We start from the raw sequence: 20847 nt of genomic DNA on the forward strand, positions 1-20847 counted from the left end.
CGCGGATCGCGGGGGAGGCGGAATTCAAGTCGGACCATTCTAGTCCAATATGCCTGCCACGACGTGCCCGCTATGCTGTGGCGCTTGCCTTCCGGTCAGTCCCGCATGCCACCCTCCCGCCCCCGCGGCACACGCCCGACGCAGCTGTCCCTGTTCCTGCTGCTGCTCGGCGTGGCCGGCTTCATCGCGCTGTGGAGCACGCTGTCGCTGGCAACCGGGCGGCAGCACGGCTGGATGGCGGTGGCGGGCGCGCTGGACGTGGTGCTGATGCTGCGCCTGGGGCGCTGGCCGCGCGGTCGCGGCCGCATGCTGGTGGCGGTCGCCGGCACCGCGGCGCTGATCGTCGCCAGCAACTGGCTGGTGATCGCCGGGCAACTCGGACGCATGCTGGGGCTCACCCCGCTGCAGTCGGCCCTCAAGCTGGGCGCCCACCACGCATGGACCCTGGCGCAGCTGGCCAACGGCGTGCCGGAGCTGGCCATGGTGGTGCTTGCCCTGGTGGTCGCGGGACTCGCATCGCGCTAGGCCGGGCCTGCGGGGGCGGCGTGTCAACCGGACGCGCCCGGGCGCGTTCCCCATGCTGCAGCCCTGCTGTGCGCGGTCGTCCTCCCGGCGGTCACGCCCTCCCGATATGCTCGCCCCGTGACCAGCGATGCCGACGAACGCCTCCGCAAGCCCACGACCGACGCCCCGGACTCCGGCCCTGGCCGCGAGCCTGCCTCGATGGAGGCCTTCCTCGCCGATGTCGGTGCCCGCGCCTTCCGTTTCGCCGAACTCGGACTGCGCCACCGCGAGGATGCGATGGACGCGGTGCAGGACGCCATGATCCGCGTGCTGCGCTACCAGGACCGCCCCGCGGCGGAATGGACACCGCTGTTCTGGCGGATCCTGCGCAGCCGCATCGTCGACATCCAGCGACGTCGCGGTTTCCGCCTGCGCTGGATGTCCCCGGCCGCCCCGCACGAGGACGGCTCGATGCCGGAATGGGCCGACGACGGGCCGGACCCGTCACGTGCCCATGAGGGTCGGGAAGCCTATGCCCGCCTCGCCTCGGCGGTGGCGGAGCTGCCGCGACGCCAGCGCGAGGCGTTCACCCTGCGGGTACTCGAGGAACTGGACGTGGCCGACACGGCCCGCGCCATGGGTTGCAGCGAGGGTTCGGTGAAAACCCACCTCTCGCGCGCCCGCGGTGCCCTGCAGCGGCAACTGGAGGACTGGAAATGAACACCATCGACTGCCCCGATCCGGGTGCCTTCGACGGCCGTGCCCGCGAGCTGTACCGCCAGTCACTGGAGCAGCTCCCGGCCTCGACCCACGCGCGGCTGCGCGCCGCCCGCCGCGATGCGCTGTCCGCCCCCCCGGGCGCGCTGCGGATGCAGCGCTGGTGGCCCGCCGGCATGGCCGCGGCGCTGGCGCTGGCGGTGGTCGCCACCCTCGGCCTGGAACGGCCGCCGCAGCCGGCCACGGAGACCCGGCTCGTACAGGCCCCCGCCACACCCGTGGCCACATCGCTGGCAAGCAGCGATCCCGAGCTCGCGCTGATGCTCGAGTCACTCGACAACAACCCCGATTTCTATCTCTGGCTGGCCGCCAACGACGACGCCCTGCCCGCACTGGAGTACTGACCGATGAAGATCCGCATCACCGCCGCCACCCTCCTGCTGTCCCTGGCCTGGGCCGCGCCCGCCGCGGCCGCCGACCCGCAACTGCCGGAGTGGGAGAAGCTCGAGCCGGCCCAGCGCGCGACGCTGGTCGCTCCCATGCGCGAGCGCTGGGACAGCGACCCCGGCGCCCGCGCGGAGATGCTCGAGCGCGCCGAGCGCTGGCGGCAGCTCAGCCCGGAGCAGCGCCGCAATGCCCACCGCGGCATGGACCGCTGGAAGCACATGAACCCCGAGCAGCGCGAGGAGGCGCGTGCGTTCTACTCGCACATGCGCACGTTGACGCCCGAGGCGCGCGGCGAACTGAAGCGTGAATGGAAGCAGATGGACGCCGACCAGCGCCGCAAGTGGGTGCAGGCCCACCCGGCGCCCGCCCGCGGCGACTGACAAGGAGGGCGGCCGGGCGGGGGCTCAGGCCCGGCCGCCGGCCTCGTCGAGCTGTCGCCGCACGTGTTGCATCGCCTGCTCGAACGGGGTGGGCTCAACCCCCAGTTGCAGCCGCCCCGCGGCGACCAGCGAGGCGAGCTCCTCCGGCGAGGCCACCAGCACCCGCATGCCGCGCCGGTTGACCAGCAGCCGGCGCGAGGTCAGCGGGCTGATCCAGGCGATCTTCGCGTCCACCGCCTCGCCACGGGTGTCGGTGACCCGCAACCAGGTGTCGGCGGGCAGCTCGCGCATCCGCTCGGCTTCGTCGCGGTCGAACCTGAGGGTGTCGCTGCCGCCGGCGATCCACAGGCTGCGCTCCTGCGCATCCTCGTCGCGCTCGGCCGGCGGTGGCGGGTGCAGGTCGCGCCGGGCGGCCGGATAGACCAGGCCCTTCACCAGCATCGCCATGCCGTGTTCGGCGGCGGAGGAGTCCAGGCCCGAAGACGCCAGGCAGGCGGTCAGCGCGGGCTCGATGGACAGCAGGTGGCGGGCAAGCTCGCCACCGCGCGCCTCGGAGGCGATCCGGTCGGCCTCGACCAGGCCGTTGCCCAGCTTCACCGCCCCGGCCCAGGCTTCACCCTCGCCCGCGTCGCGCAACGCGACCTGGATCAGGTGGTGGCGCCAGGTGGTGGACAGGAACTCGGCGACCGCCGGGGTCAGTGGCGGGGCGGCCAGGCGACGGGCCACCGCCTCGTCGGCGCGGGCGCGCGCGGCGACCAGCCGCTCGCGGCCGTAGGTCGCCTTGGCGGCGCGCTCGGCCTGCAGCTGGACCCGGCGGCGCTGCTGGCGCAGCAGCGCGTCGAGTTCGGCGTGGGCGGTCTCGAAGATCGCCACGTCCTCGTTGTACTCGGCGACCACCCGCTGCGATACCGCGGTGGCGCGGTCGAGCAGCTCGCGCTCCTGCGGCGTCTCGCCGCGGTTGCCGGCCACCGCCTCGGTGATCGCATCGAACAGCCGCCGCGCCGGGTGCTCGGGCTCGACGAACATTTGCTGGTCGGTAAGCGCGACCTTGACGTAGGGCAGCACCAGCCGGCCATACAGCCGCCGGGCGCGGTCCTGCAGCTGCTGGCTGCGGAACAGTGAGTCGAAGAGCATCGCGACCAGGTCGATCGCGTCCTGCTCGTGCAGGCTCAGCCGGACCCGCCCGGGGTCCAGGCCGAGCCGCCGGGACCCGTCGTTGAGCTGCTCGCGGATCACCTCGGCCAAGGACCCGTTCCCCGCCAGCGCGCGGGCGAACATGTCGGAGGGTTCGGCCTGCAGCAGCGAGGCGACGCTGAACACTTCCTCCAGGCGCAGCTCGCGGGCCTGGCGCTGCGGACCGGTGTCATCGCGTGCGTCCACCTCCCGACGCTCGATCTCCCCCTCCCGCCAGGCATGCAGCAACTGGCGCAGCTCGCCCAGCTCGGCCGAACTCGGCGCATCGCCGGACAGTCCGCCCCAGCCGGTCGCGGCACCCGGGCCACCCGGCGCACCGGCGGAGTGCCCGCCGGCCATGACTCCGCCGCCCGGACCGGGCGCACCCGACTGGGCTGCAACCCCGTGGCCCGCCGCGCCGGCTGCGCCAGCGTGGCCACCCGCGCCACCTTGGCCGCCGCCTGTCGCGCCGTGATAGCCGCCTCCGGCACCACCCTGGCCACCCAAGCCCGGGGCCGCGGGGTGCGGTATCGGTGCGGCCCAGCCTTCCGGTGGCGGCGGGGGCGCCGGTGCCGGCGGCACCTGGGCCGGGCGCCACGCGGTGCCGTAGCCGGCCTGGGCGAGCCGGGCATCCACCGCGGCGTAGAGTTCTTCGAGCACGTCCTCCAGCGCGTGCTCGTAGTGGCGGAACAGCAGGCCGCGCAGGGTTTCCGGCACCTGCTCGTCGGACAGCGTCTCCACGAACGCCGCCGCCAGCCGCATCGGCGAGACCGGGTTGCCGGGCGGCTCGATGCCCAGCACCCGCGAGAGCACCCGCAGGCGCTCGTCGATGGAATGCAGGATGACCCCGTGGCGCTTGTCCAGCGCCTCGGCCAGCGACTGGCCGGCCAGGTGCATGTCGATCTGGCTTTCGTCGATCAGCCCCAGCGGCGCCTCGTCGCGGTCGCGGGCACGGGCCACGCGGAACCGGTCGAAGGCTTCGGCGACCTGCTGGCGGTAGCGCATCAGGTGCGCGGCATGGTGCTGGCGCAGGACCCACAGCGCGGCCTGGCTCTGGTACAGCACCTGCGGGGTACGCGCGTCCTCGGCCTTGCCCGCGGCCGTCGCCAGCGCCTGCTCGACCGGCGGATACAATTGCCCCGGGAGCCCGCCCAGGCGTTCCAGGGCAATGCGCTTGATGTCCTCCAGCACACGGGTGGGATCGGGCCGCATGGTCGGGACAACACCGGACGGGGGAACTGACACGGCCTGCACCCTCGGGCTCGCGTCTACGGGACGACGCAAGCGTCAGCATAGTGGCAAGATACGTCAGCTTACGTCCCTGCCTCCTGAACTGTGACCGATGTCGGAAAATAGTACCGTTCCACCCGTTGCCGGTCAGTGGCGTCCCGCGCCGCCGCTGGGCGAGGCGATCGACCGTCGCCGCTCGGTGCCCGCGGTCCAGCTGCAGGCCCCCGGTCCTGACCCGGCGACCCTGCTGCGGCTGCTGGCCAGCGCGGTGCGCGTGCCCGACCACGGAAAGCGCGTCCCGTTCCGCTTCATCACGCTGCAGGACGATGCCCGCCGGGTGTTCGGCGAAAAGGTCGCCCACCGCCACCGCATGCTCGACCCCGATACCCCCGAAGCCCTGCTGGCCAAGGACCGCGACCGCTGGCTGCATGCCCCGGTGATCGTGGTCGTGGTGGCGCGGCTCGGCCCCGACGCCAAGATCCCCGAACAGGAGCGGCTGCTGACCGCCGGCTGCACCTGCCTGGTGCTGCTGCAGGCCGCGCAGGCGGCCGGGTTCGGCGGATGCTGGCTGACCGGCTGGGCAGCCTACGACCGCGGCGTGGCGGAGATCCTTGGCCTGGGCGCCGACGAGCACGTCACCGGCTTCATCCACCTGGGCACGCCCAAGGCGGGGATCCCCGAGCGCGAGCGTCCCGACCCCGCGGCCCTGCTGACCCGATGGCAGCCGTGACCGGCGCGCCAGCCGCGCGCCCGTCCGCCACCCTGTACCTGGTCGACGCCAGCCTCTATGTGTTCCGGGCCTGGCACTCCCTGCCGCCGGACCTGCAGGGCGCCGACGGTTGGCCGGCCAACGCGGTACACGGGTTCGCCCGGTTCCTGCTGGAGCTGCTCGACCGGGCACGGCCGCAGCACATCGCGGTGGCCTTCGACGAGGCGCTCGACGACTGCTTCCGCAACCGCCTGTACCCGGCCTACAAGGCCAACCGCGAAGCCGCGCCGGAGGCGCTGCGCCGGCAGTTCGCCCACTGCCGGGCGCTGTGCCGGGCGCTGGGGCTGGTGGTGCTGGCCGACGTGGAGTACGAGGCCGACGACCTGATCGGCAGCGCCTGCGTGCAGTCGCGGGCGGCCGGTTTCCGCTCGGTGCTGGTCTCGGCCGACAAGGATCTCTCGCAACTGCTCGGCGAACACGACGAACAGTGGGACTTCGCCCGCGGGCAGCGCTGGGGTGCCGCCGGCGTGCCCGGGCGCCACGGCGTGGAGGCGCACCAGATGGCCGACTTCCTCGCCCTCACCGGTGATGCGGTCGACAACATCCCCGGCGTGCCGGGCATCGGCGCCAAGACCGCGGCGGCCCTGCTGGCCCATTTCGGCAGCCTGCAGGCGATGCTGGAGCGGGTGGACGAGATTCCCTTCCTGCGCCTGCGCGGGGCGGCGGCCTGCGCGGCACGGCTGCGCGGCCACCGCGAGCAGGCCCTGCTCTACCGGCAGCTGGCGACGATCGCCTGCGACGTGCAGCTGCCCGGCGCGGGCGGCCACTTCCGCCGGGGCAATGGCGATGCCGACGCGCTGCAGGCGCTGTGCGAGGCCGTGCGCTTCGGCCCGATGACCCGCAGGCGGCTGCACGAAGCCGCCGGGCTGGCGTTCGCGCCGGCGGCCTGAGCGCTACCATCGGCGCCATGGCAATCGATCCCACGGCAACCCGGCCGGTTGCGACCCGGCCCGAGGCCGCCGCTCCCGCGGCGGGCGGTCCGGGCACCCCCGAGCTCATCTACGAAGGTCCCTGGCTGCGCATGCTGCGCCGCGGGCGCTGGGAATACGTCGAGCGCACCAACGGCCGCGGGCTTGCGGTGATCGTCATCGCGCTCACACCGGCCGGCGAGCTGTTGCTGGTCGAACAGTTCCGGGTGCCGCTGCAGTCCCGCGCGATCGAACTGCCCGCCGGGCTGGTGGGCGACGAGGACGATGCCGATACCCTGGCCGCGGCGGCGCACCGCGAGCTGGTCGAGGAGACCGGCTGGGCCGCCTCCGCCGTGGAGGTGCTGCTGACCGGCCCGACCTCGGCCGGGATGAGCAACGAACGCATCGCCTACGTACGCGCCACCGGCCTGCGCAAGATCGGCGACGGCGGCGGCGTGGACGGCGAGGAGATCACCGTCCATACCGTGCCGCTGGAACAGGTGCCGGCGTGGCTGCAGCGCAGGATGGCCGAAGGTTGCGAGGTGGACCTCAAGTTGTGGGGCGGGCTGTGGCTCGCCAGCCACGCCCCGGACGGCACGCCGGTCCGCTGAGATCAGCCGGCGGCGAAGCGGTCGGTGGCCGCCACCAGCGCATCGACGTTCTCGGCCTCGAAGGCGGAATGGCCGGATGCGGGGGTGATCACCAACTCGCCCTTCGGCCAGGCCTTGTGCAGGTCCCAGGCGTTCTGCACCGGGCAGACCACGTCATAGCGGCCGTGGACGATCACGCCGGGGATGTCGGCGATCCTGCCGGCATCGCGCAGCAGCTGGTGGTCGACCTCGAAGAAGCCGCTGTTGACGAAATAGTGGTTCTCGATCCGGGCGAAGGCCAGGGCGAACTGCGGGTCCTCGTGGCTGGCGGCAAAGTCCTCGTCCACGTGCAGGAAGCTGGTCGCGCCTTCCCAGACGCTCCAGGCCCGGGCCGCGGCAAGCCGCGCCGCCTCGTCGTCGCCGGTCAGCCGGCGGTGGAAGGAACTGATCAGGTCGTGGCGCTCGGTCGGCGGAATCGCGGCGACGTACTGCTCCCAGGCTTCCGGGAACAGCCGGCTGGCGCCTTCCTGGTAGAACCACTCCAGCTCCCAGCGGCGCAGCATGAAGATCCCGCGCAGCACCAGCTCGGTGACCCGGCCCGGGTGGCGCTGGGCATAGGCCAGCGACAGGGTCGAGCCCCAGCTGCCGCCGAACACCTGCCAGCGGTCGACGCCCAGGTGCACCCGCAGCTTCTCGATGTCCTCGACCAGGTGCCAGGTGGTGTTGTCGACCAGGTCGGCATGCGGCGTCGAACGCCCGGCGCCGCGCTGGTCGAAGAGGATGATCCGGTACTTCGACGGATCGTGGAAACGCCGCATCTTGCTGCTGCAACCGCCCCCCGGGCCGCCGTGCAGCAGCACCACCGGCTTGCCGTCGGGGTTGCCGCACTGCTCGTAATAGAGAGTGTGGCGCTCGTCGACGGCGAGGGTGCCGGCATCAAAGGGCTCGATTTCGGGGTACAGGGTGCACATCCGGCCTCCGGTTGTCTGGGGAACCGGGAGTGTAGCCGCGCGCCTCAGGCCGGTCGCCGGCCCAGGCTCACCCGCGCGCGCCCTTCCAGGTCGGCGAGCGTGGCGACCGCGCAGAAGCCCGCCTCCTGCAACAGCGCCGCCACCGGCCCGCCCTGGTCATGTCCGTGCTCGAGCAGCAACCAGCCGTCCGGCTCCAGGTGCGCGGCCGCGACGGCGGTGATCGCGCGGATGTCGTCCAGGCCGTCGGGACCGGAGGCGAGTGCCCGTGGCGGCTCGTGGCGCAGGTCGCCCCGCGCCAGGTGGGGGTCGCCCTCGGCGATGTAGGGCGGGTTGCTGGCGACCAGGTGGAAGCGTTCGCCGGCCAGCGGCGCGAACCAGTCGCCGTGGCGGAACTCCACGTTCGCAAGCCCCAGTGCACCGGCGTTGGCCCGCGCCACCTCCAGTGCCGCGCTGCTGGCATCGGTGGCGACCACCCGTGCCCGTGGCCGCTCACTGGCGATCGCCAGCGCGACCGCCCCGCTGCCGGTGCCCAGGTCGGCCACCCGGCACCCGGTGTCGGGCGGCAGGCGTTCCAGCGCCAGTTCCACCAGTCGTTCGGTTTCCGCCCGGGGGATCAGGGTGGCCGGCCCCACCTGCAGCTCCAGCGACCAGAACCCCCGACGGCCGGTCAGGTAGGCCACCGGCTCACCGGCTTCGCGCCGTGCCACCAGCTCGTCGAACCGTTCCGCATCGGCTGCGGCGAGCGGCGCGTCCCCATGCGCGTAGAGCCAGGCGTGGCCGCGCCCGAGCACGTGCATGAGCAACAGCTCGGCCTCCCCGGGGGCAAGGCGGGCGCGGGCGTGGCGCAGGGCGGAATCGACGTGGGCCGGCATGTGGACGGGCAGCTGCGGACTGGCGGCAATGCTACGCGCTTGCCCTCCGGGCGCGGCTTGATAACGCGCCTTCCCGCCACGATGTGATCCGGACCGCCCGGGGGGCGGCCTGGCAGCGTCATTACCGACACCTGCAGAACCCACGCCTGCGATAGACCCTGCCTATTGAATTGATCAAATCAATCGATTTGTCCTTGTCGATAGGCGGGACTAGAGTAGTTCCACTCTCTCCACCCGCACTCCAAGAGGAACCGCGAATGTCCCTGATCAACACCCAAGTCAAGCCGTTCAAGGCCCAGGCCTTCAAGGACGGGAAGTTCATCGAAGTCTCCGACGCCGACCTGAAGGGCAAGTGGTCGGTGTTCTTCTTCTACCCGGCCGACTTCACCTTCGTCTGCCCGACCGAGCTGGAAGACCTGGCCGACAAGTACGACGAGCTGCAGAAGATGGGCGTGGAGGTCTACAGCGTCTCGACCGACACCCACTTCTCGCACAAGGCGTGGCACGACACCTCCGAGGCGATCAAGAAGATCCGCTACACCATGATCGGCGATCCGACCGGCGCGATCACCCGCAACTTCGAGGTGATGCGCGAAGACGCGGGCCTGGCCGACCGCGGCACCTTCGTGATCGATCCGGACGGCACCATCCAGGCGATGGAAGTCACCGCCGAGGGCATCGGCCGTGACGCCAACGACCTGGTCCGCAAGGTCAAGGCCGCCCAGTACGTCGCCGCCCATCCGGGCGAGGTCTGCCCGGCCAAGTGGAAGGAAGGCGAGAAGACCCTGGCCCCGTCGCTGGACCTGGTCGGCAAGATCTGACCCTGCAGTACGCGGTACGCCAGCCGGGGCCCAGCCCCGGCCGGCCCCGGAGCGGGCGGCACGCGCCGCCCGCCTCCGCAGCTTCCCCGGACGCGCTTCCCACCGGCGCTCTCCCGGACACGCTCCCTGGATGCGTTCTTCTGAACCAGCGGCCTGCGTCGCCGGCCTCCCCTCCGGCTCCCCTCCCCCAAGGCCAGGCCGCTGCTTCAGGCGTTCGCCTCTCCCCTCCCTCCCCCCATTGCTGGAGCCCCCACGATGCTTGACGAAAACCTCAAGGCCCAGTTGACGGCCTACATGGAGAAGCTGACCCAGCCCATCGAGCTGGTCGCCTCCCTCGACGACAGCGACAAGGCGCGCGAGCTCGACGCGCTGCTCGACCAGATCGCCTCCACCTCCGAGCGGATCACCCGCCGCGACGGCGACGATGCGCGCAGGCCCTCGTTCCGCATCGTGCGCGCCGGGACCGACGTGTCGGTCGGTTTCGCCGGCATCCCGATGGGCCACGAGTTCACATCCCTGGTGCTGGCGCTGCTGCAGGTCGGCGGCCATCCGGTGAAGGTCGACGGGGAGCTGGCCAACCAGGTCCGCGACCTGGAGGGCGAGTTCGTCTTCGAGACCTACATGTCGCTGTCGTGCCAGAGCTGCCCGGACACCGTGCAGGCGCTCAACGCGATGAGCGTGCTCAACTCCAACATCAGCCATGTCGCCATCGACGGCGCCCTGTTCCAGGATGAGGTCGAAGCGCGCGAGGTGATGAGCGTCCCGACCATCTTCCTCAACGGCAAGCCGTTCGGGCAGGGCCGGATGACGGTCGAGGAGCTGGTCGCCAAGCTCGACAGTGGCGCCGCCGAGCGCGAGGCCGGCAAGATCGCGAACAAGGACGCCTTCGACGTGCTGGTGGTGGGCGGTGGCCCCGCTGGTTCCGCGGCGGCCATCTATGCCGCCCGCAAGGGCATCCGCACCGGCGTGGCGGCCGAGCGCTTCGGCGGCCAGGTGCTGGACACCCTGTCGATCGAGAACTTCATCTCGGTCAAGTACACCGAAGGCCCGCAGCTGGCGACCGCGCTGGAACAGCACGTGCGCGAGTACGACGTGGACGTGATGAACCTGCAGCGCGCGACGAAGCTGGTCCCGGCGAGCGAGCCGGGCGGCCTCATCGAGGTGCAGCTGGAGAACGGCGCCAGCCTGAAGTCGAAGTCGGTGATCCTGGCCACCGGCGCCCGCTGGCGCCAGATGGGCGTGCCCGGCGAGGAGCAGTACCGCACCAAGGGCGTGGCGTACTGCCCGCACTGCGACGGCCCCTTGTACAAGGGCAAGCGCGTGGCAGTGATCGGCGGCGGCAACTCCGGCGTGGAAGCGGCCATCGACTTGGCCGGCATCGTCGAGCACGTCACCCTGGTCGAGTTCGACACGCAGATGCGCGCCGACGAGGTCCTGCAGCGCAAGCTGCGCAGCCTGCCCAACGTGGACATCCTGCTCAACGCGCAGACCACCGAGGTGCTGGGCGACGGCCAGAAGGCCACCGGCCTGGTCTACAGGGACCGTGGCACCGGCGAGACCCACACCGTCGAGCTGGCCGGCATCTTCGTGCAGATCGGCCTGCTGCCCAACACCGAGTGGCTCAAGGGCTCCCCGGTCGAGCTCAGCGCGCGCGGCGAGATCGTCATCGACGAGCGCGGCCAGACCTCGGTCCCGGGCGTGCTCGCCGCCGGCGACGCCACCACCGTGCCGTACAAGCAGATCGTGATCGCCATGGGCGCCGGCTCGACCGCCGCGCTGGGCGCCTTCGACCACCTGATCCGCACCTCCGCCCCGGCCGCCGCACAAGCCGCGTGAACCTGCGCGACCTCCGCTACCTGGTCGCCCTGGCCGAGCATCGCCACTTCGGCCGGGCGGCCGAGGCCAGCTTCGTCAGCCAGCCCACGCTGTCGACGCAGGTCCGCAAGCTGGAGGAGGAACTCGGGGTGGCGCTGTTCGAGCGCGCGCCGCGCAAGGTCATGCTGACCCCGGTCGGCCGCGAGATCGTCGAACGCGCACGCAAGGTACTCGCCGACGTCGACCAGATGGCCGACATCGCCCGTCGCAGCCAGGACCCCGAGGCCGGTACCATCCGCCTCGGGCTGTTTCCCACCCTCGGTCCCTACCTGCTGCCGCACGTGCTCCCCGGCCTGCGCCAGCGCTTCCCACGGCTCGAGTTCCTGCTGGTGGAGGACAAGACCGACGCGCTGCTGGAGCGCCTGCACGACGGCCGCCTGGACGCCGCGGTGCTGGCCCTGCCGCTGGCCGACGGGCAGCTGCACGCCGAGCCGCTGTTCGACGAGCCGTTCGTGCTGGCCACGCCCGCCGGCCATCCGCTCGCCGGCCGCGGTCCGCTGGGCATCGATGACCTCGACGAGCAGCGCCTGCTGTTGCTGGAGGAAGGCCACTGCCTGCGCGAGCAGGCACTGGACGTGTGCCGTCTGGCCGGTGCCGGCGAGCGCGACTTCCGCGCGACCAGCCTGGAGACCCTGCGGCAGATGGTCGCCGCCGGGGTGGGCAGCACCCTGTTGCCGGTACTCGCGGTGCAGCCGCCGGTCCCGCCCTCGCCCGACCTGCGGCTGGTGCCGTTCAGCGGCACCCCGCCGTTCCGCCGGGTGGCCCTGGTCTGGCGCCGCAGCTCGGCGATCGACGGCCTGCTGCAAGCCATCGCCGCCGAAATCCGCAAACTCCCCTCCCACCTGCTCCACCCGCCCCGGTAGCCCGGGTAAGCGCAGCGCACCCGGGGCAAGGCTACGGATGCGGGCTACGTGGTCTTTGGCGTTACCCGGGCTACGGAGCGTGGGGTGCCAGTCCGTCGGGCAGATCGGCGCCTTCCACCGCTGGCGCCGGCTCCCCCAAACCCAGCGCCTCGACCTCGGCCCGGGCCGCCGGCCAGGCCACGTCGGGCACCTGTACCCGCACCAGGCCGAACAGCGGCAGCTCGCCCATCGCCCCGGCCAGTGCCTCCCCGGCCAGGAACACCGGGATCCCGATTCCCTCCAGCGCATGGCGGACCAGGTGGGCGTCGATCAGGTTGGCGGCTTCGTAGACGGTACGCATGGCGGAGTCCTCGCGGGGCCGGTCCAGCATACGCCGGGGCTGCCACCGCCGCGCCAATCCGCCGTGCACCGGCTAAACTGGACGGTCCCCTTCTCCTGCCCGGCTGCCGCATGTCCGACACGCCTTCCCGTCCCGCGCCCCCGACCCTGGCCCCGGCCACCGAGCCGGCGCCGCTGAAGCAGGACTTCGTCCGCCAGATCGTCCGCGACGACCTGGCCAGTGGCAAGCACGATTTCATCCGCACCCGCTTCCCGCCCGAGCCCAACGGCTACCTGCACATCGGCCATGCCAAGGCGATCTGCCTGGACTTCGGCATCGCCGACGAGTTCGGCGGGGTCTGCAACCTGCGCCTGGACGACACCAACCCGGTGAAGGAAGACCCCGAGTACGTGCGCGCGATCCAGGACGACGTGCGCTGGCTGGGCTTTGAATGGAACGAGCTGCGCCACTCCTCGGACTACTTCGAGGTGTATTACCTGGCGGCGGAGAAGCTGATCCGGCAGGGCGACGCCTTCGTCTGCGACCTGTCGCAGGAGGAAGTGCGCGCCACCCGCGGCACCCTCACCGAACCGGGTACCGCGTCGCCTTACCGCGACCGCGGCGTCGAGGAGAACCTGGGCCTGTTCCGGCGCATGCGTGCCGGCGATTTCGCCGATGGCAGCCGCACCCTGCGGGCGAAGATCGACATGGCCAGCGGCAACATCAACATGCGCGACCCGGCGATCTACCGGATCAAGAAGGTCCCGCACCAGAACACCGGCGACGCCTGGCCGATCTACCCGATGTACGACTACGCCCACGCGCTGGGCGACGCGGTCGAGGGCATCACCCACTCGCTGTGCACGCTGGAGTTCGAGGACCACCGGCCGCTGTACGACTGGTGCGTGGACCGGGTGGACCTGGCCGGCCACCCGGAACTGATGGCGCCGCTGGTGGCGCGCGGCCTGCCCAACACCGCGGCCAAGCCACGGCAGATCGAGTTCTCGCGCCTGAACATCAACTACACGGTGATGAGCAAGCGCAAGTTGATGGCGCTGGTGCAGGCCGGGCTGGTGGACGGCTGGGACGACCCGCGCATGCCGACCCTGCAGGGCATCCGGCGGCGCGGCTACACCCCGGCCTCGCTGCGCCTGTTCGCCGACCGGCTGGGCGTGAGCAAGCAGAACTCGGTGATCGATTTCTCGGTGCTGGAGGGCTGCCTGCGCGAGGACCTGGACGCCGCCGCGCCGCGCCGCATGGCCGTGGTCGAGCCGCTGAGGCTGGTGGTCACCAACCTGCCCGACGGACACGAGGAGTCGCTCGAGTTCCCCAACCACCCCAAGGACGAGGCCTTCGGCAGTCGCCGGGTGCCGTTCTCGGCGCAGCTTTGGATCGAGCGCGAGGACTTCGCCGAGGTCCCGCCCAAGGGCTTCAAGCGCCTGGTGCCGGGGGGCGAGGTGCGCCTGCGCGGCGCCGGCATCTTCCGCTGCGACGAAGTGGTCAAGGACCACGCAGGCAACGTGGTCGAACTGCGCGGCACGCTCGACCCGCAGTCGCGGCCGGGGATGGAAGGCGCCAACCGCAAGGTCAAGGGCACCATCCACTGGGTCAGCGCGCGCCATGCCGTTGCCGCCGAGATCCGCCTCTACGACCGCCTGTTCAATGTCGCCGAGCCCGACGACGACCGGGACGGCAAGACCTACCAGGACCACCTGAACCCGGACTCGCGCCGGACCGTCCGTGGCTGGGTCGAACCGGCGGCGGCGGACGTCCCGCCGGAACACGCCTTCCAGTTCGAGCGCCTGGGCTACTTCGTCGCCGACCGCCACGACCACGCGCCCGGCGCGCCGGTGTTCAACCGCAGCGTCACGTTGCGTGACACCTGGGCCGGCAAGGCTTGAGCGGACCCGCCCGGGCACGGGCGCCCCGGACAAGGAGATCGCAATGAACCTGCTCCGCGCCCTTCCCGCCCTCGCACTCGGCCTGGCGCTCCTGCTGGTTGGCTGCGCCGCGCCCGGTGACGCATCGCACGCCGGCGCGCCCTCCGGCGCCGGGGACGACGGCAGTCCGGTCGTCCACCGCGGGCCGATCCCCAATGCCCCGCGCATCGGCGGCGGGCCGGCCGCCAGCGGTGACGCGGTGCAACCCGACCGCAGCTGCGACACCGATGCCGACTGCACGGTCAAGAACGTCGGCAACTGCTGTGGCTACTACCCGGCCTGCGTGAACGTGGACAGCCCCACCGACCCGGAGGGCGTGCAGGCGAAATGCGCGGCGGAAGGCCGCGCCGGCGTCTGCGGGTTCCCGGAGATCGCCGGGTGCCAGTGCGTGCAGGGCAGCTGCAAGGACAACAGAAGAGAGGCAATGCTCGAATGATGCTCAAGGCCCAGGTCCACCTCACCCTGCCGGTATGGGTGCACGAAGCGGTCGACGCCACCCGCGCCCATCCGTCCGACGAGGACAAGGTCGCACTGGCGATCGAACTGTCCCGGCGCAACGTCGACGCGCAGACCGGCGGCCCGTTCGGCGCCGCGGTGTTCGGCCCCGATGACCGGATCATCGCCGTCGGCGTGAACCGCGTGGTGCCGCATACCTGCTCGCTGGCCCATGCCGAAACCATGGCCTTCATGCTCGCCCAGCAACGCACCCAGCGCCGCCGTCTCAACGAGGACGAGGCCGGCAACAGCCTGGGCCCGGTCACCCTGGCGACCTCCGCCCAGCCGTGCTGCCAATGCTATGGCGCCAGCTTCTGGGCCGGCATCGACCACCTGCTGATCGGTGCCCGCAGCGAGGACGTGGAGGCACTGACCGAGTTCGACGAGGGCCCGCTGCCGGCGGACTGGACCGGCGAGCTCGAGCGCCGCGGCATCCAGGTCCGCCGCGACATCCTGCGTGACCGGGCCCGCGGGGTACTGGCCGATTACGGCCAGCTCGGCGGCCCGAACTACTGACGACCGATGGGTGACGGCCTGCTGTGCTTCTGCCGCGCCGGCTTCGAGCCGGAGCTGGCAGCCGAGCTCGGCGAGCGCGCGGCGCTGGCCGGCCATCCGGGGCATGCCCGCACCAGCCGCGGCAGCGGCCTGGTCGAATTCTTCCCCGCCGACGGCGATGCCACTGGCCTGGACCATGCGCTGCGGTTCCGCGATCTGGTGTTCGCCCGCCAGAAGCTTCTGCGCCTGGCCGAGTTGCGCGAGCTGGAGGGGGGCGACCGCGTCGGACCGGTCCTGCGGGTACTGGACACGCTGGCCGCCGGCGGCTTGCCGCCCTTCGGCCAGTTGTGGGTCGAACACGCCGATTCCGATGACGGTCGCCCACTGGCCGGGCTGGCGCGCAGTTTCGGCAACGCCCTGCGCCCGGCGCTGCGCAAGGCCGGCCGGCTCACGCCGCGCGACGAACCGGCCGCGCCGCGGCTGCACGTGGTCCTGCTGGGCGGCCGGCACCTGCTGCTGGCCCGCAGCCACCCGGCCGACAGCGCCCCGTGGCCACTGGGCATCCCGCGGCTGCGCATGCACCCGGATGCCCCGAGCCGCTCGGCGCTGAAGCTGGAGGAGGCACTGCTGGTATTGCTTGCCCCCGGCGACCGCGAGCGCCTGCTGCGCGAAGGCATGCAGGGCGCGGACCTCGGGGCCGCCCCGGGGGGCTGGAGCTGGGTGCTGGCCCGCCACGGGCTGATGGTCACCGCGGTGGACAACGGTCCGATGCACGAGGAGCTGCTGGCCGCCGGCCGGGTGCGCCACGTGCGCGAAGACGGTTTCCGCTGGCAGCCAAGGCAGAAGCTCGACTGGATGGTCTGCGACATGGTCGAGCAGCCGCGGCGGGTGGCGGCGCGCATGGCCGAGTGGTTCGCCAACGACTGGTGTCGCCGGGCCGTGTTCAACCTCAAGCTGCCGATGAAAAAGCGTTGGGACGAGACCCGGCTGTGCCTGGACCTGTTCACCTCGCAAGCCGGCTATCCGGTGCGGCTGCGCGCCCGGCAGCTCTACCACGACCGCGAGGAGATCACGGTCTACGCCAGCAGCGTGGACTGACGCCCGCGTCGTTTACCGGGCGTTGCCTCGCCCTGTACCGGCTGTTGACCGGTCCGGCGCTAGGGTCGCGGACTCCCCACAGCGCGAGGCGTCCGATGAGCATCCGTTCCCAGACACTGATCCTGGCGTTGCTGGCCGCGGTCGGCAGCGGCGGCGCCCTCGCCCAGCACAACGGAAGCGATACCGCGGCCCGGGCCGCGGCCGCGGACGCCGCCGAGGCCGCGCGCAACCAGGCTGTGCAGGCCCGGCGTGCCGCCGAACAGGCCCGGCACGCGGCGCGCACCGCCGGCGCCCTGGACAGGGACGTGCAGGCGGCCAGCCGCGATGGCGAGGCAATGGCGGCGACTGCAGCCGATGTCGCCCACCACGCCGCGATCGACGCCGACCGGGCCGCGCAGCGCGCGGGCCACGCCGCGCGGGAAGCGAGCGGGGCCGGCACCGCGGCGGCCGTGGGCGACCAGATGGCCGGTGCCGCCGCACAGGCCGATCGCGCCGCGCGCGAGGCGCATGAGGCCAGCCATGCTGCGCAGGACGCGAGCCGGGTCGCTGGCGCCGCCGCGGTGGCCACCTCGCGCGCCAATACGCTGCCGCCCTCGCCCCCGGCGCCGCCCACCGCCGATGCAGCGGCGCAGGGCGATCACCCGGACGAGGTCGAACCGCTCGACGAACGGTGAGGGCCGCTGGCACCGCCTTCCGCCATCCCTGCCGCATGCCGCCATAGCGCACGCGTCAGTGGCGGCATGCGCCCGGCCAGGCCCAGCAGGTGGCCCCGCAGCAGTGCCGGCAGCGGGGCCTCGTTGGAATAGACCCGGTCAATCAGGTCGAAGGCATGGGCCGAGACCGTGTTGTCGCTGCGCCGCCGGCGGTGCCAGCGCGCCAGGCGAGCAGGAGCCCCGACATCCCCGCCGGCATCGGTCCTCAGCGCGTCCAGCAACCCCGCCACGTCGCGCAGCCCGAGGTTGACGCCCTGTCCCGCCAGCGGATGGACGACATGGGCGGCATCACCCACCAGCACCACCCGCCCCTGCAGCTGGGTCCGCGCCAGTTGGCGACGCAGGGGAAACGCAGCGCGTGCCGATACCGCGTCCAACCCACCCAGCGGGCCATCGAACGCACGCGACAGCTCGGCCAGGAAACGCGCATCGTCGACCTGCAACAGGCGCTCGGCCTCGGTCTCCGGCAGGCTCCAGACAATCGAGCTGCGATGCCTCCCCTCCGGCGTGCCGGCGAAGGGCAGGAATGCCAGTGGACCCCCCGGCAGGAAACGCTGCCAGCAGGTCGCCTGGTGCGGAAGCGAATGCTCGACATAGGCCACCAGCCCGCGCTGACCGTAGCTGCGCCCGCGGGTTTCCACGCCGACCAGCTCACGGACCCGCGATCCGGCGCCATCGGCCCCGACCACCAGCCGCGTCCGCAGCCGCTGCCCGGATTCCAGCTCCACGCCCGCGCCGTCCAGCCCCTGCTCCAGTCCGGTGATCCGGTCCGGGCAATGCAGCCGGACCCCGGCCTGCTGCGCCGCCGCCCACAGGCGATCGACCAGCAGGCGGTTCTCGATGATCCAGCCCAGCTCGCGCCGGCCCAGCCGGTCGGCATCGAACACCAGCGCCTCGCCACCACCGGCGTCCCACACCCGCATCGCCCGGTAGGGCTGGACGCGCGCCCGGCTGATCGGCTGCCAGGCACCGAGGCGATCCAGCAACGCACCGTTGTCGGGGGCCACGGCGAACACCCGCAGGTCGGGCGCATCGGCCTGCCAGCGCGGCGGCTCGCGGGCCTCGACCAGCGCCACCTGCAGCCCCGCACGCGCCAGGCCCAGCGCCGCGGCGGTGCCCACCACCCCGGCGCCGACCACCACGGCATCGAGCTCATGCCGCCTCGGCGCGCGCCGGCTCATGCGGCCACTCCCGGATCACGACACAGCGCCGGCACGTCACCGCGATAGCCCATTGCTCCGCCGACCAGCCCGGCCTGGAGCGAGGCGGACAGGCCGGTCGCCAGCAGGCCAAGGCTGCGCAGCGGGCGCAACAGCGGGGCGGAGTTGGCGGTCACCCGGGCCAGGCCGTCGGAGAACGCCAGGGTGCGGGCGCGGTCTTCCACGCGGCGCGTGGCGTGGCGGGCGAGCAGGCCGGCGGCGCCGCAATCGGCCGCCGGATCGGCCGCACGCGCGGCGCGGATCTCCTCGGCCAGGGTCAGCGCATCGCGCAGGCCCAGATTGAAGCCCTGGGCGCCGACCGGGTGGATGGCCTGGGCGGCGTTGCCGACCAGCACCGCGCGCGGCGCGACCAGCGCCGCGGCAACCGTGCGCACTGCCGGATAGGCCGTGCGCGGGCCGCAGGCGATGAAACGCCCCGCACGCCAGCCGAAGCGCCGTTGCGCCAGCTGCACGAAGGCCGCCTCGTCCATCGCCGCGACCTCGTCCGCCCGCGTCCGCGGCACCGCAAGCACCAGCCCGTAGTGGCGGTCGGCGCGTGGCAGCAGTGCCGCCGGGCCGTCATCGCCGAGGCGCTCGAACGCGGTGCCGTCCGGCACCCGGTCGGCCTGCAGGCGGGCGACGAACAGGGTCTGGGCGTAATCGTGGGTCCCGATGCCGATGCCCAGCGCGCCGCGGACCGCACTACCGGCGCCATCGGCCCCGACCAGCAGCCGGGTGCGCAGCGTGCGCTCGCCCTGCGCATCGGCGATCCACAGCACGCGCGCGGCTCCGTCGCCGTCTTCCAGCCTCAGGAACCGCGCCGGACGCAGGCGCCGCAAGCCGGGCATCTCCGCCAGCCGCGCCTCCAGCGCATGGCCGAAATCGCGCGCCACCACCACCTGCCCGAACGCCTCGCGCCCGTGCGCGCCGGCCTCCAGCACGACCCGTCCGAAATCACCGGCGCGGCTGACGTGGATCCGGCGGATCGGCGCCGGCGCTCCCTGCAAATGCCGCATCACGCCCAGCGCGGCCAACGCATTCACGGTGGCCTCGGCGAAGCTCAGGTTGCGCTGGTCGAACACCGCCGGCATCGCACCGGCGCTGGCCTCCAGCAGCACCACGTCCAGTCCGGAGCCCTCCAGCGCGATCGCCAGGCTGGCGCCCACCAGGCCGCCGCCCACGATCACCACGTCGTGGGTCGTGGACGGGTCCTGGACAGCCGGGGCGGGAGGGGCCGGGGCGGGGTCGGTCGTGGTCATTGCGCTATGCTAGCGGCTCCCGTCGGCCCGTACTCCGCACCATGACCCCTACCGCTTCCAAGTCGCCGCTCGGCGGTCTGTTCACCGCTGGTCCGCTCGTCCTGCTGGGCCTGATCGTCGTGGCCGCGCTGACCCGCGTGCTGCCGCATCCGCCGAACTTCTCGCCGGTGGCGGCGCTGGCGCTGTTCGGTGGCGCCTACTTCCTCAACCGGCGCTGGGCGGTCCTGGTCCCGGTGCTGGCGCTGGCGATCTCCGACCTGGTGCTGGCGCGGATGCATGGCGGGCTGTACGGCAGCTGGTTCTCCAGCACCGGCATCTGGCTGGTCTATGCCGCCACCGCCGCGATCGCGGTGATGGGATTCGGCCTGCGTGGCCGCGTCGGCGGCGCCAGCGTGCTGGGATACTCGCTGGGCGCCTCGGTGTTCTTCTTCCTGGTGACCAACGCCGGCGCCTGGCTGATGGACCCGATGTACCCGAAGAACGCCGCCGGACTGGGTGCGGCCTATGTCGCCGGCCTGCCGTTCTTCCAGTGGACCGTGCTGGGCACGCTGGCCTACGCGGCCGCGCTGTTCGGCGGCTTCGCCCTGTTGCGCCGCCAGGTCCCGGTGCTGCGCGCCCAGACCGCCTGAGGCCGCCTGTTCCATGGGCAACCGGCTGTCGAAGATCTACACCCGCACCGGCGATGACGGCTCGACCGGGCTGGGCGACGGCAGCCGGGTCGGCAAGGACTCGGTGCGGGTCACTGCCTACGGCACCGTGGACGAGGCCAATTCCTCAATCGGACTGGTGCTGGCCACCGATGTGCCGGACCCCGTCCGCGAGGTATTGACCGCCGTCCAGCACCAGCTGTTCGACCTCGGCGGCGAGCTGTGCATCCCCGGCCACGCCGCGATCCACGCCGCCGACATCGACCGGCTCGAGGCACACCTGGACCGCTTCAACGAGGACCTGCCGCCGCTGCGCGAGTTCATCCTCCCCGGCGGTGGGGAGGCGGCGGCGCGCTGCCATCTGGCGCGCACCATCGTGCGCCGCGCGGAACGCGAAACCATCGCGCTGGCCCGCGACGAGGACGTGCGCGCCGAGCCGGTGCGCTACCTCAACCGCCTGTCCGACCTGTTGTTCGTGCTCGCCCGCGTGCTGGCCCGGGCCAGCGGGCACGGCGAAGTGCTGTGGAACCATGAACGCCGCAAGGGCTGAGGCCCGCGCCCG

23 protein-coding genes are annotated in these 20847 nt (G+C 72.4%); 17 read left to right on the top strand and 6 right to left on the bottom strand.

All coding sequences use genetic code 11. The features are described 5' to 3' along the window. Positions 1-105 precede the first annotated feature (105 nt). The 4 genes from LY625_RS00180 to LY625_RS00195 all read left to right on the top strand — a co-directional run bounded on the left by LY625_RS00180 (position 106) and on the right by LY625_RS00195 (position 2048). Entirely contained in the window at positions 106-525 is a 420-nt protein-coding gene (locus tag LY625_RS00180; protein WP_233736991.1) for a hypothetical protein, read from the top strand. Between the two features lie 117 nt (positions 526-642). Further along, positions 643-1224 carry an RNA polymerase sigma factor gene (locus LY625_RS00185; RefSeq protein ID WP_233736992.1) on the top strand — a complete coding sequence of 194 codons (582 nt, stop codon included), beginning with the start codon at positions 643-645 and terminating at the stop codon, positions 1222-1224. Beyond that, on the top strand, positions 1221-1625 hold the full coding sequence (locus LY625_RS00190; RefSeq protein WP_233736993.1) for a hypothetical protein: 405 nt from the start codon (positions 1221-1223) through the stop codon (positions 1623-1625). Before LY625_RS00185 ends, LY625_RS00190 begins: the two co-directional genes overlap by 4 nt. Positions 1626-1628: 3 nt before the next feature. Further along, positions 1629-2048 (top strand): DUF3106 domain-containing protein, encoded by a 420-nt coding sequence (locus LY625_RS00195; protein ID WP_233736994.1) that lies wholly within the window; start codon positions 1629-1631, stop codon positions 2046-2048. A 24-nt stretch (positions 2049-2072) separates the two neighbouring features. On the opposite strand, the gene LY625_RS00200 is transcribed toward LY625_RS00195, so the two are convergent. Next, positions 2073-4433: a DUF1631 family protein gene (locus LY625_RS00200; protein WP_233736995.1), complete on the bottom strand. Its 2361-nt coding sequence runs from the start codon at positions 4431-4433 to the stop codon at positions 2073-2075. 130 nt (positions 4434-4563) lie between these two features. On the opposite strand from LY625_RS00200, the gene LY625_RS00205 reads away from it, so the two are divergent. From LY625_RS00205 to LY625_RS00215, 3 genes are all read left to right on the top strand, one after another. Continuing rightward, a complete protein-coding gene (locus LY625_RS00205; RefSeq protein WP_233736996.1) occupies positions 4564-5181 on the top strand; it encodes a nitroreductase in 618 nt (205 codons plus the stop codon). Then, positions 5169-6110, top strand: a complete 942-nt coding sequence (locus LY625_RS00210; protein WP_233736997.1) for a 5'-3' exonuclease H3TH domain-containing protein — start codon at positions 5169-5171, stop codon at positions 6108-6110. The genes LY625_RS00205 and LY625_RS00210 overlap by 13 nt, the downstream gene beginning before the upstream one ends. A 131-nt stretch (positions 6111-6241) precedes the next feature. Further along, positions 6242-6739: an NUDIX hydrolase gene (locus LY625_RS00215; RefSeq protein ID WP_233737539.1), complete on the top strand. Its 498-nt coding sequence runs from the start codon at positions 6242-6244 to the stop codon at positions 6737-6739. A gap of 2 nt (positions 6740-6741) precedes the next feature. Here LY625_RS00215 and pip read toward each other — a convergent pair whose 3' ends face one another. After that, the gene (pip, locus tag LY625_RS00220; protein WP_233736998.1) at positions 6742-7689 is read right to left on the bottom strand and encodes a prolyl aminopeptidase; all 948 of its coding nucleotides are present in this window, start codon (positions 7687-7689) and stop codon (positions 6742-6744) included. 44 nt (positions 7690-7733) lie between these two features. Beyond that, on the bottom strand, positions 7734-8561 hold the full coding sequence (gene prmC, locus LY625_RS00225) for a peptide chain release factor N(5)-glutamine methyltransferase (RefSeq protein WP_233736999.1): 828 nt from the start codon (positions 8559-8561) through the stop codon (positions 7734-7736). A gap of 257 nt (positions 8562-8818) precedes the next feature. Here prmC and ahpC point away from each other — a divergent pair, with 257 nt between their 5' ends. The 3 genes from ahpC (at position 8819) to LY625_RS00240 (ending at position 12120) form a co-directional block, all read left to right on the top strand. Then, positions 8819-9382, top strand: a complete 564-nt coding sequence (gene ahpC / locus LY625_RS00230) for an alkyl hydroperoxide reductase subunit C (protein WP_233737000.1) — start codon at positions 8819-8821, stop codon at positions 9380-9382. Positions 9383-9637: 255 nt separating this feature from the next. Beyond that, on the top strand, positions 9638-11218 hold the full coding sequence (gene ahpF / locus LY625_RS00235; protein WP_233737001.1) for an alkyl hydroperoxide reductase subunit F: 1581 nt from the start codon (positions 9638-9640) through the stop codon (positions 11216-11218). Next, positions 11215-12120 (top strand): LysR substrate-binding domain-containing protein, encoded by a 906-nt coding sequence (locus tag LY625_RS00240; RefSeq protein WP_233737002.1) that lies wholly within the window; start codon positions 11215-11217, stop codon positions 12118-12120. The genes ahpF and LY625_RS00240 overlap by 4 nt, the downstream gene beginning before the upstream one ends. A 70-nt stretch (positions 12121-12190) precedes the next feature. Here the strand turns inward: LY625_RS00240 and LY625_RS00245 are convergent, their stop codons facing one another. Then, on the bottom strand, positions 12191-12460 hold the full coding sequence (locus tag LY625_RS00245; protein ID WP_233737003.1) for a DUF2007 domain-containing protein: 270 nt from the start codon (positions 12458-12460) through the stop codon (positions 12191-12193). A 110-nt stretch (positions 12461-12570) separates the two neighbouring features. On the opposite strand from LY625_RS00245, the gene LY625_RS00250 reads away from it, so the two are divergent. The 5 genes from LY625_RS00250 (at position 12571) to LY625_RS00270 (ending at position 17141) form a co-directional block, all read left to right on the top strand. Further along, complete coding sequence (locus tag LY625_RS00250; protein ID WP_233737004.1) at positions 12571-14340, top strand: glutamine--tRNA ligase/YqeY domain fusion protein; 1770 nt, start codon at positions 12571-12573, stop codon at positions 14338-14340. A 43-nt stretch (positions 14341-14383) separates the two neighbouring features. Continuing rightward, the gene (locus tag LY625_RS00255) at positions 14384-14815 is read left to right on the top strand and encodes a hypothetical protein (RefSeq protein ID WP_233737005.1); all 432 of its coding nucleotides are present in this window, start codon (positions 14384-14386) and stop codon (positions 14813-14815) included. Then, complete coding sequence (locus LY625_RS00260; RefSeq protein WP_233737540.1) at positions 14815-15390, top strand: nucleoside deaminase; 576 nt, start codon at positions 14815-14817, stop codon at positions 15388-15390. The genes LY625_RS00255 and LY625_RS00260 overlap by 1 nt, the downstream gene beginning before the upstream one ends. A gap of 6 nt (positions 15391-15396) precedes the next feature. After that, the gene (gene rlmM, locus LY625_RS00265; RefSeq protein ID WP_233737006.1) at positions 15397-16467 is read left to right on the top strand and encodes a 23S rRNA (cytidine(2498)-2'-O)-methyltransferase RlmM; all 1071 of its coding nucleotides are present in this window, start codon (positions 15397-15399) and stop codon (positions 16465-16467) included. A gap of 95 nt (positions 16468-16562) precedes the next feature. Beyond that, positions 16563-17141: a hypothetical protein gene (locus LY625_RS00270; protein ID WP_233737007.1), complete on the top strand. Its 579-nt coding sequence runs from the start codon at positions 16563-16565 to the stop codon at positions 17139-17141. On the opposite strand, the gene LY625_RS00275 is transcribed toward LY625_RS00270, so the two are convergent. Both LY625_RS00275 and ubiH read right to left on the bottom strand, forming a co-directional pair. Then, complete coding sequence (locus LY625_RS00275) at positions 17105-18361, bottom strand: FAD-dependent oxidoreductase (protein WP_233737008.1); 1257 nt, start codon at positions 18359-18361, stop codon at positions 17105-17107. The genes LY625_RS00270 and LY625_RS00275 overlap by 37 nt on opposite strands. After that, positions 18358-19638: a 2-octaprenyl-6-methoxyphenyl hydroxylase gene (gene ubiH, locus LY625_RS00280; RefSeq protein WP_233737009.1), complete on the bottom strand. Its 1281-nt coding sequence runs from the start codon at positions 19636-19638 to the stop codon at positions 18358-18360. The genes LY625_RS00275 and ubiH overlap by 4 nt, the downstream gene beginning before the upstream one ends. A 41-nt stretch (positions 19639-19679) precedes the next feature. Between ubiH and LY625_RS00285 the strand changes: the two genes are divergently transcribed. Together LY625_RS00285 and LY625_RS00290 are read left to right on the top strand one after the other, a co-directional pair. After that, a complete protein-coding gene (locus LY625_RS00285; RefSeq protein ID WP_233737010.1) occupies positions 19680-20267 on the top strand; it encodes a DUF6580 family putative transport protein in 588 nt (195 codons plus the stop codon). A gap of 13 nt (positions 20268-20280) precedes the next feature. Then, a complete protein-coding gene (locus tag LY625_RS00290) occupies positions 20281-20835 on the top strand; it encodes a cob(I)yrinic acid a,c-diamide adenosyltransferase (RefSeq protein WP_233737011.1) in 555 nt (184 codons plus the stop codon). Positions 20836-20847: the final 12 nt, after the last annotated feature.

The sequence above is a fragment of the Lysobacter sp. GX 14042 genome (assembly GCF_021390425.1).
Lineage (GTDB): Bacteria > Pseudomonadota > Gammaproteobacteria > Xanthomonadales > Xanthomonadaceae > Novilysobacter.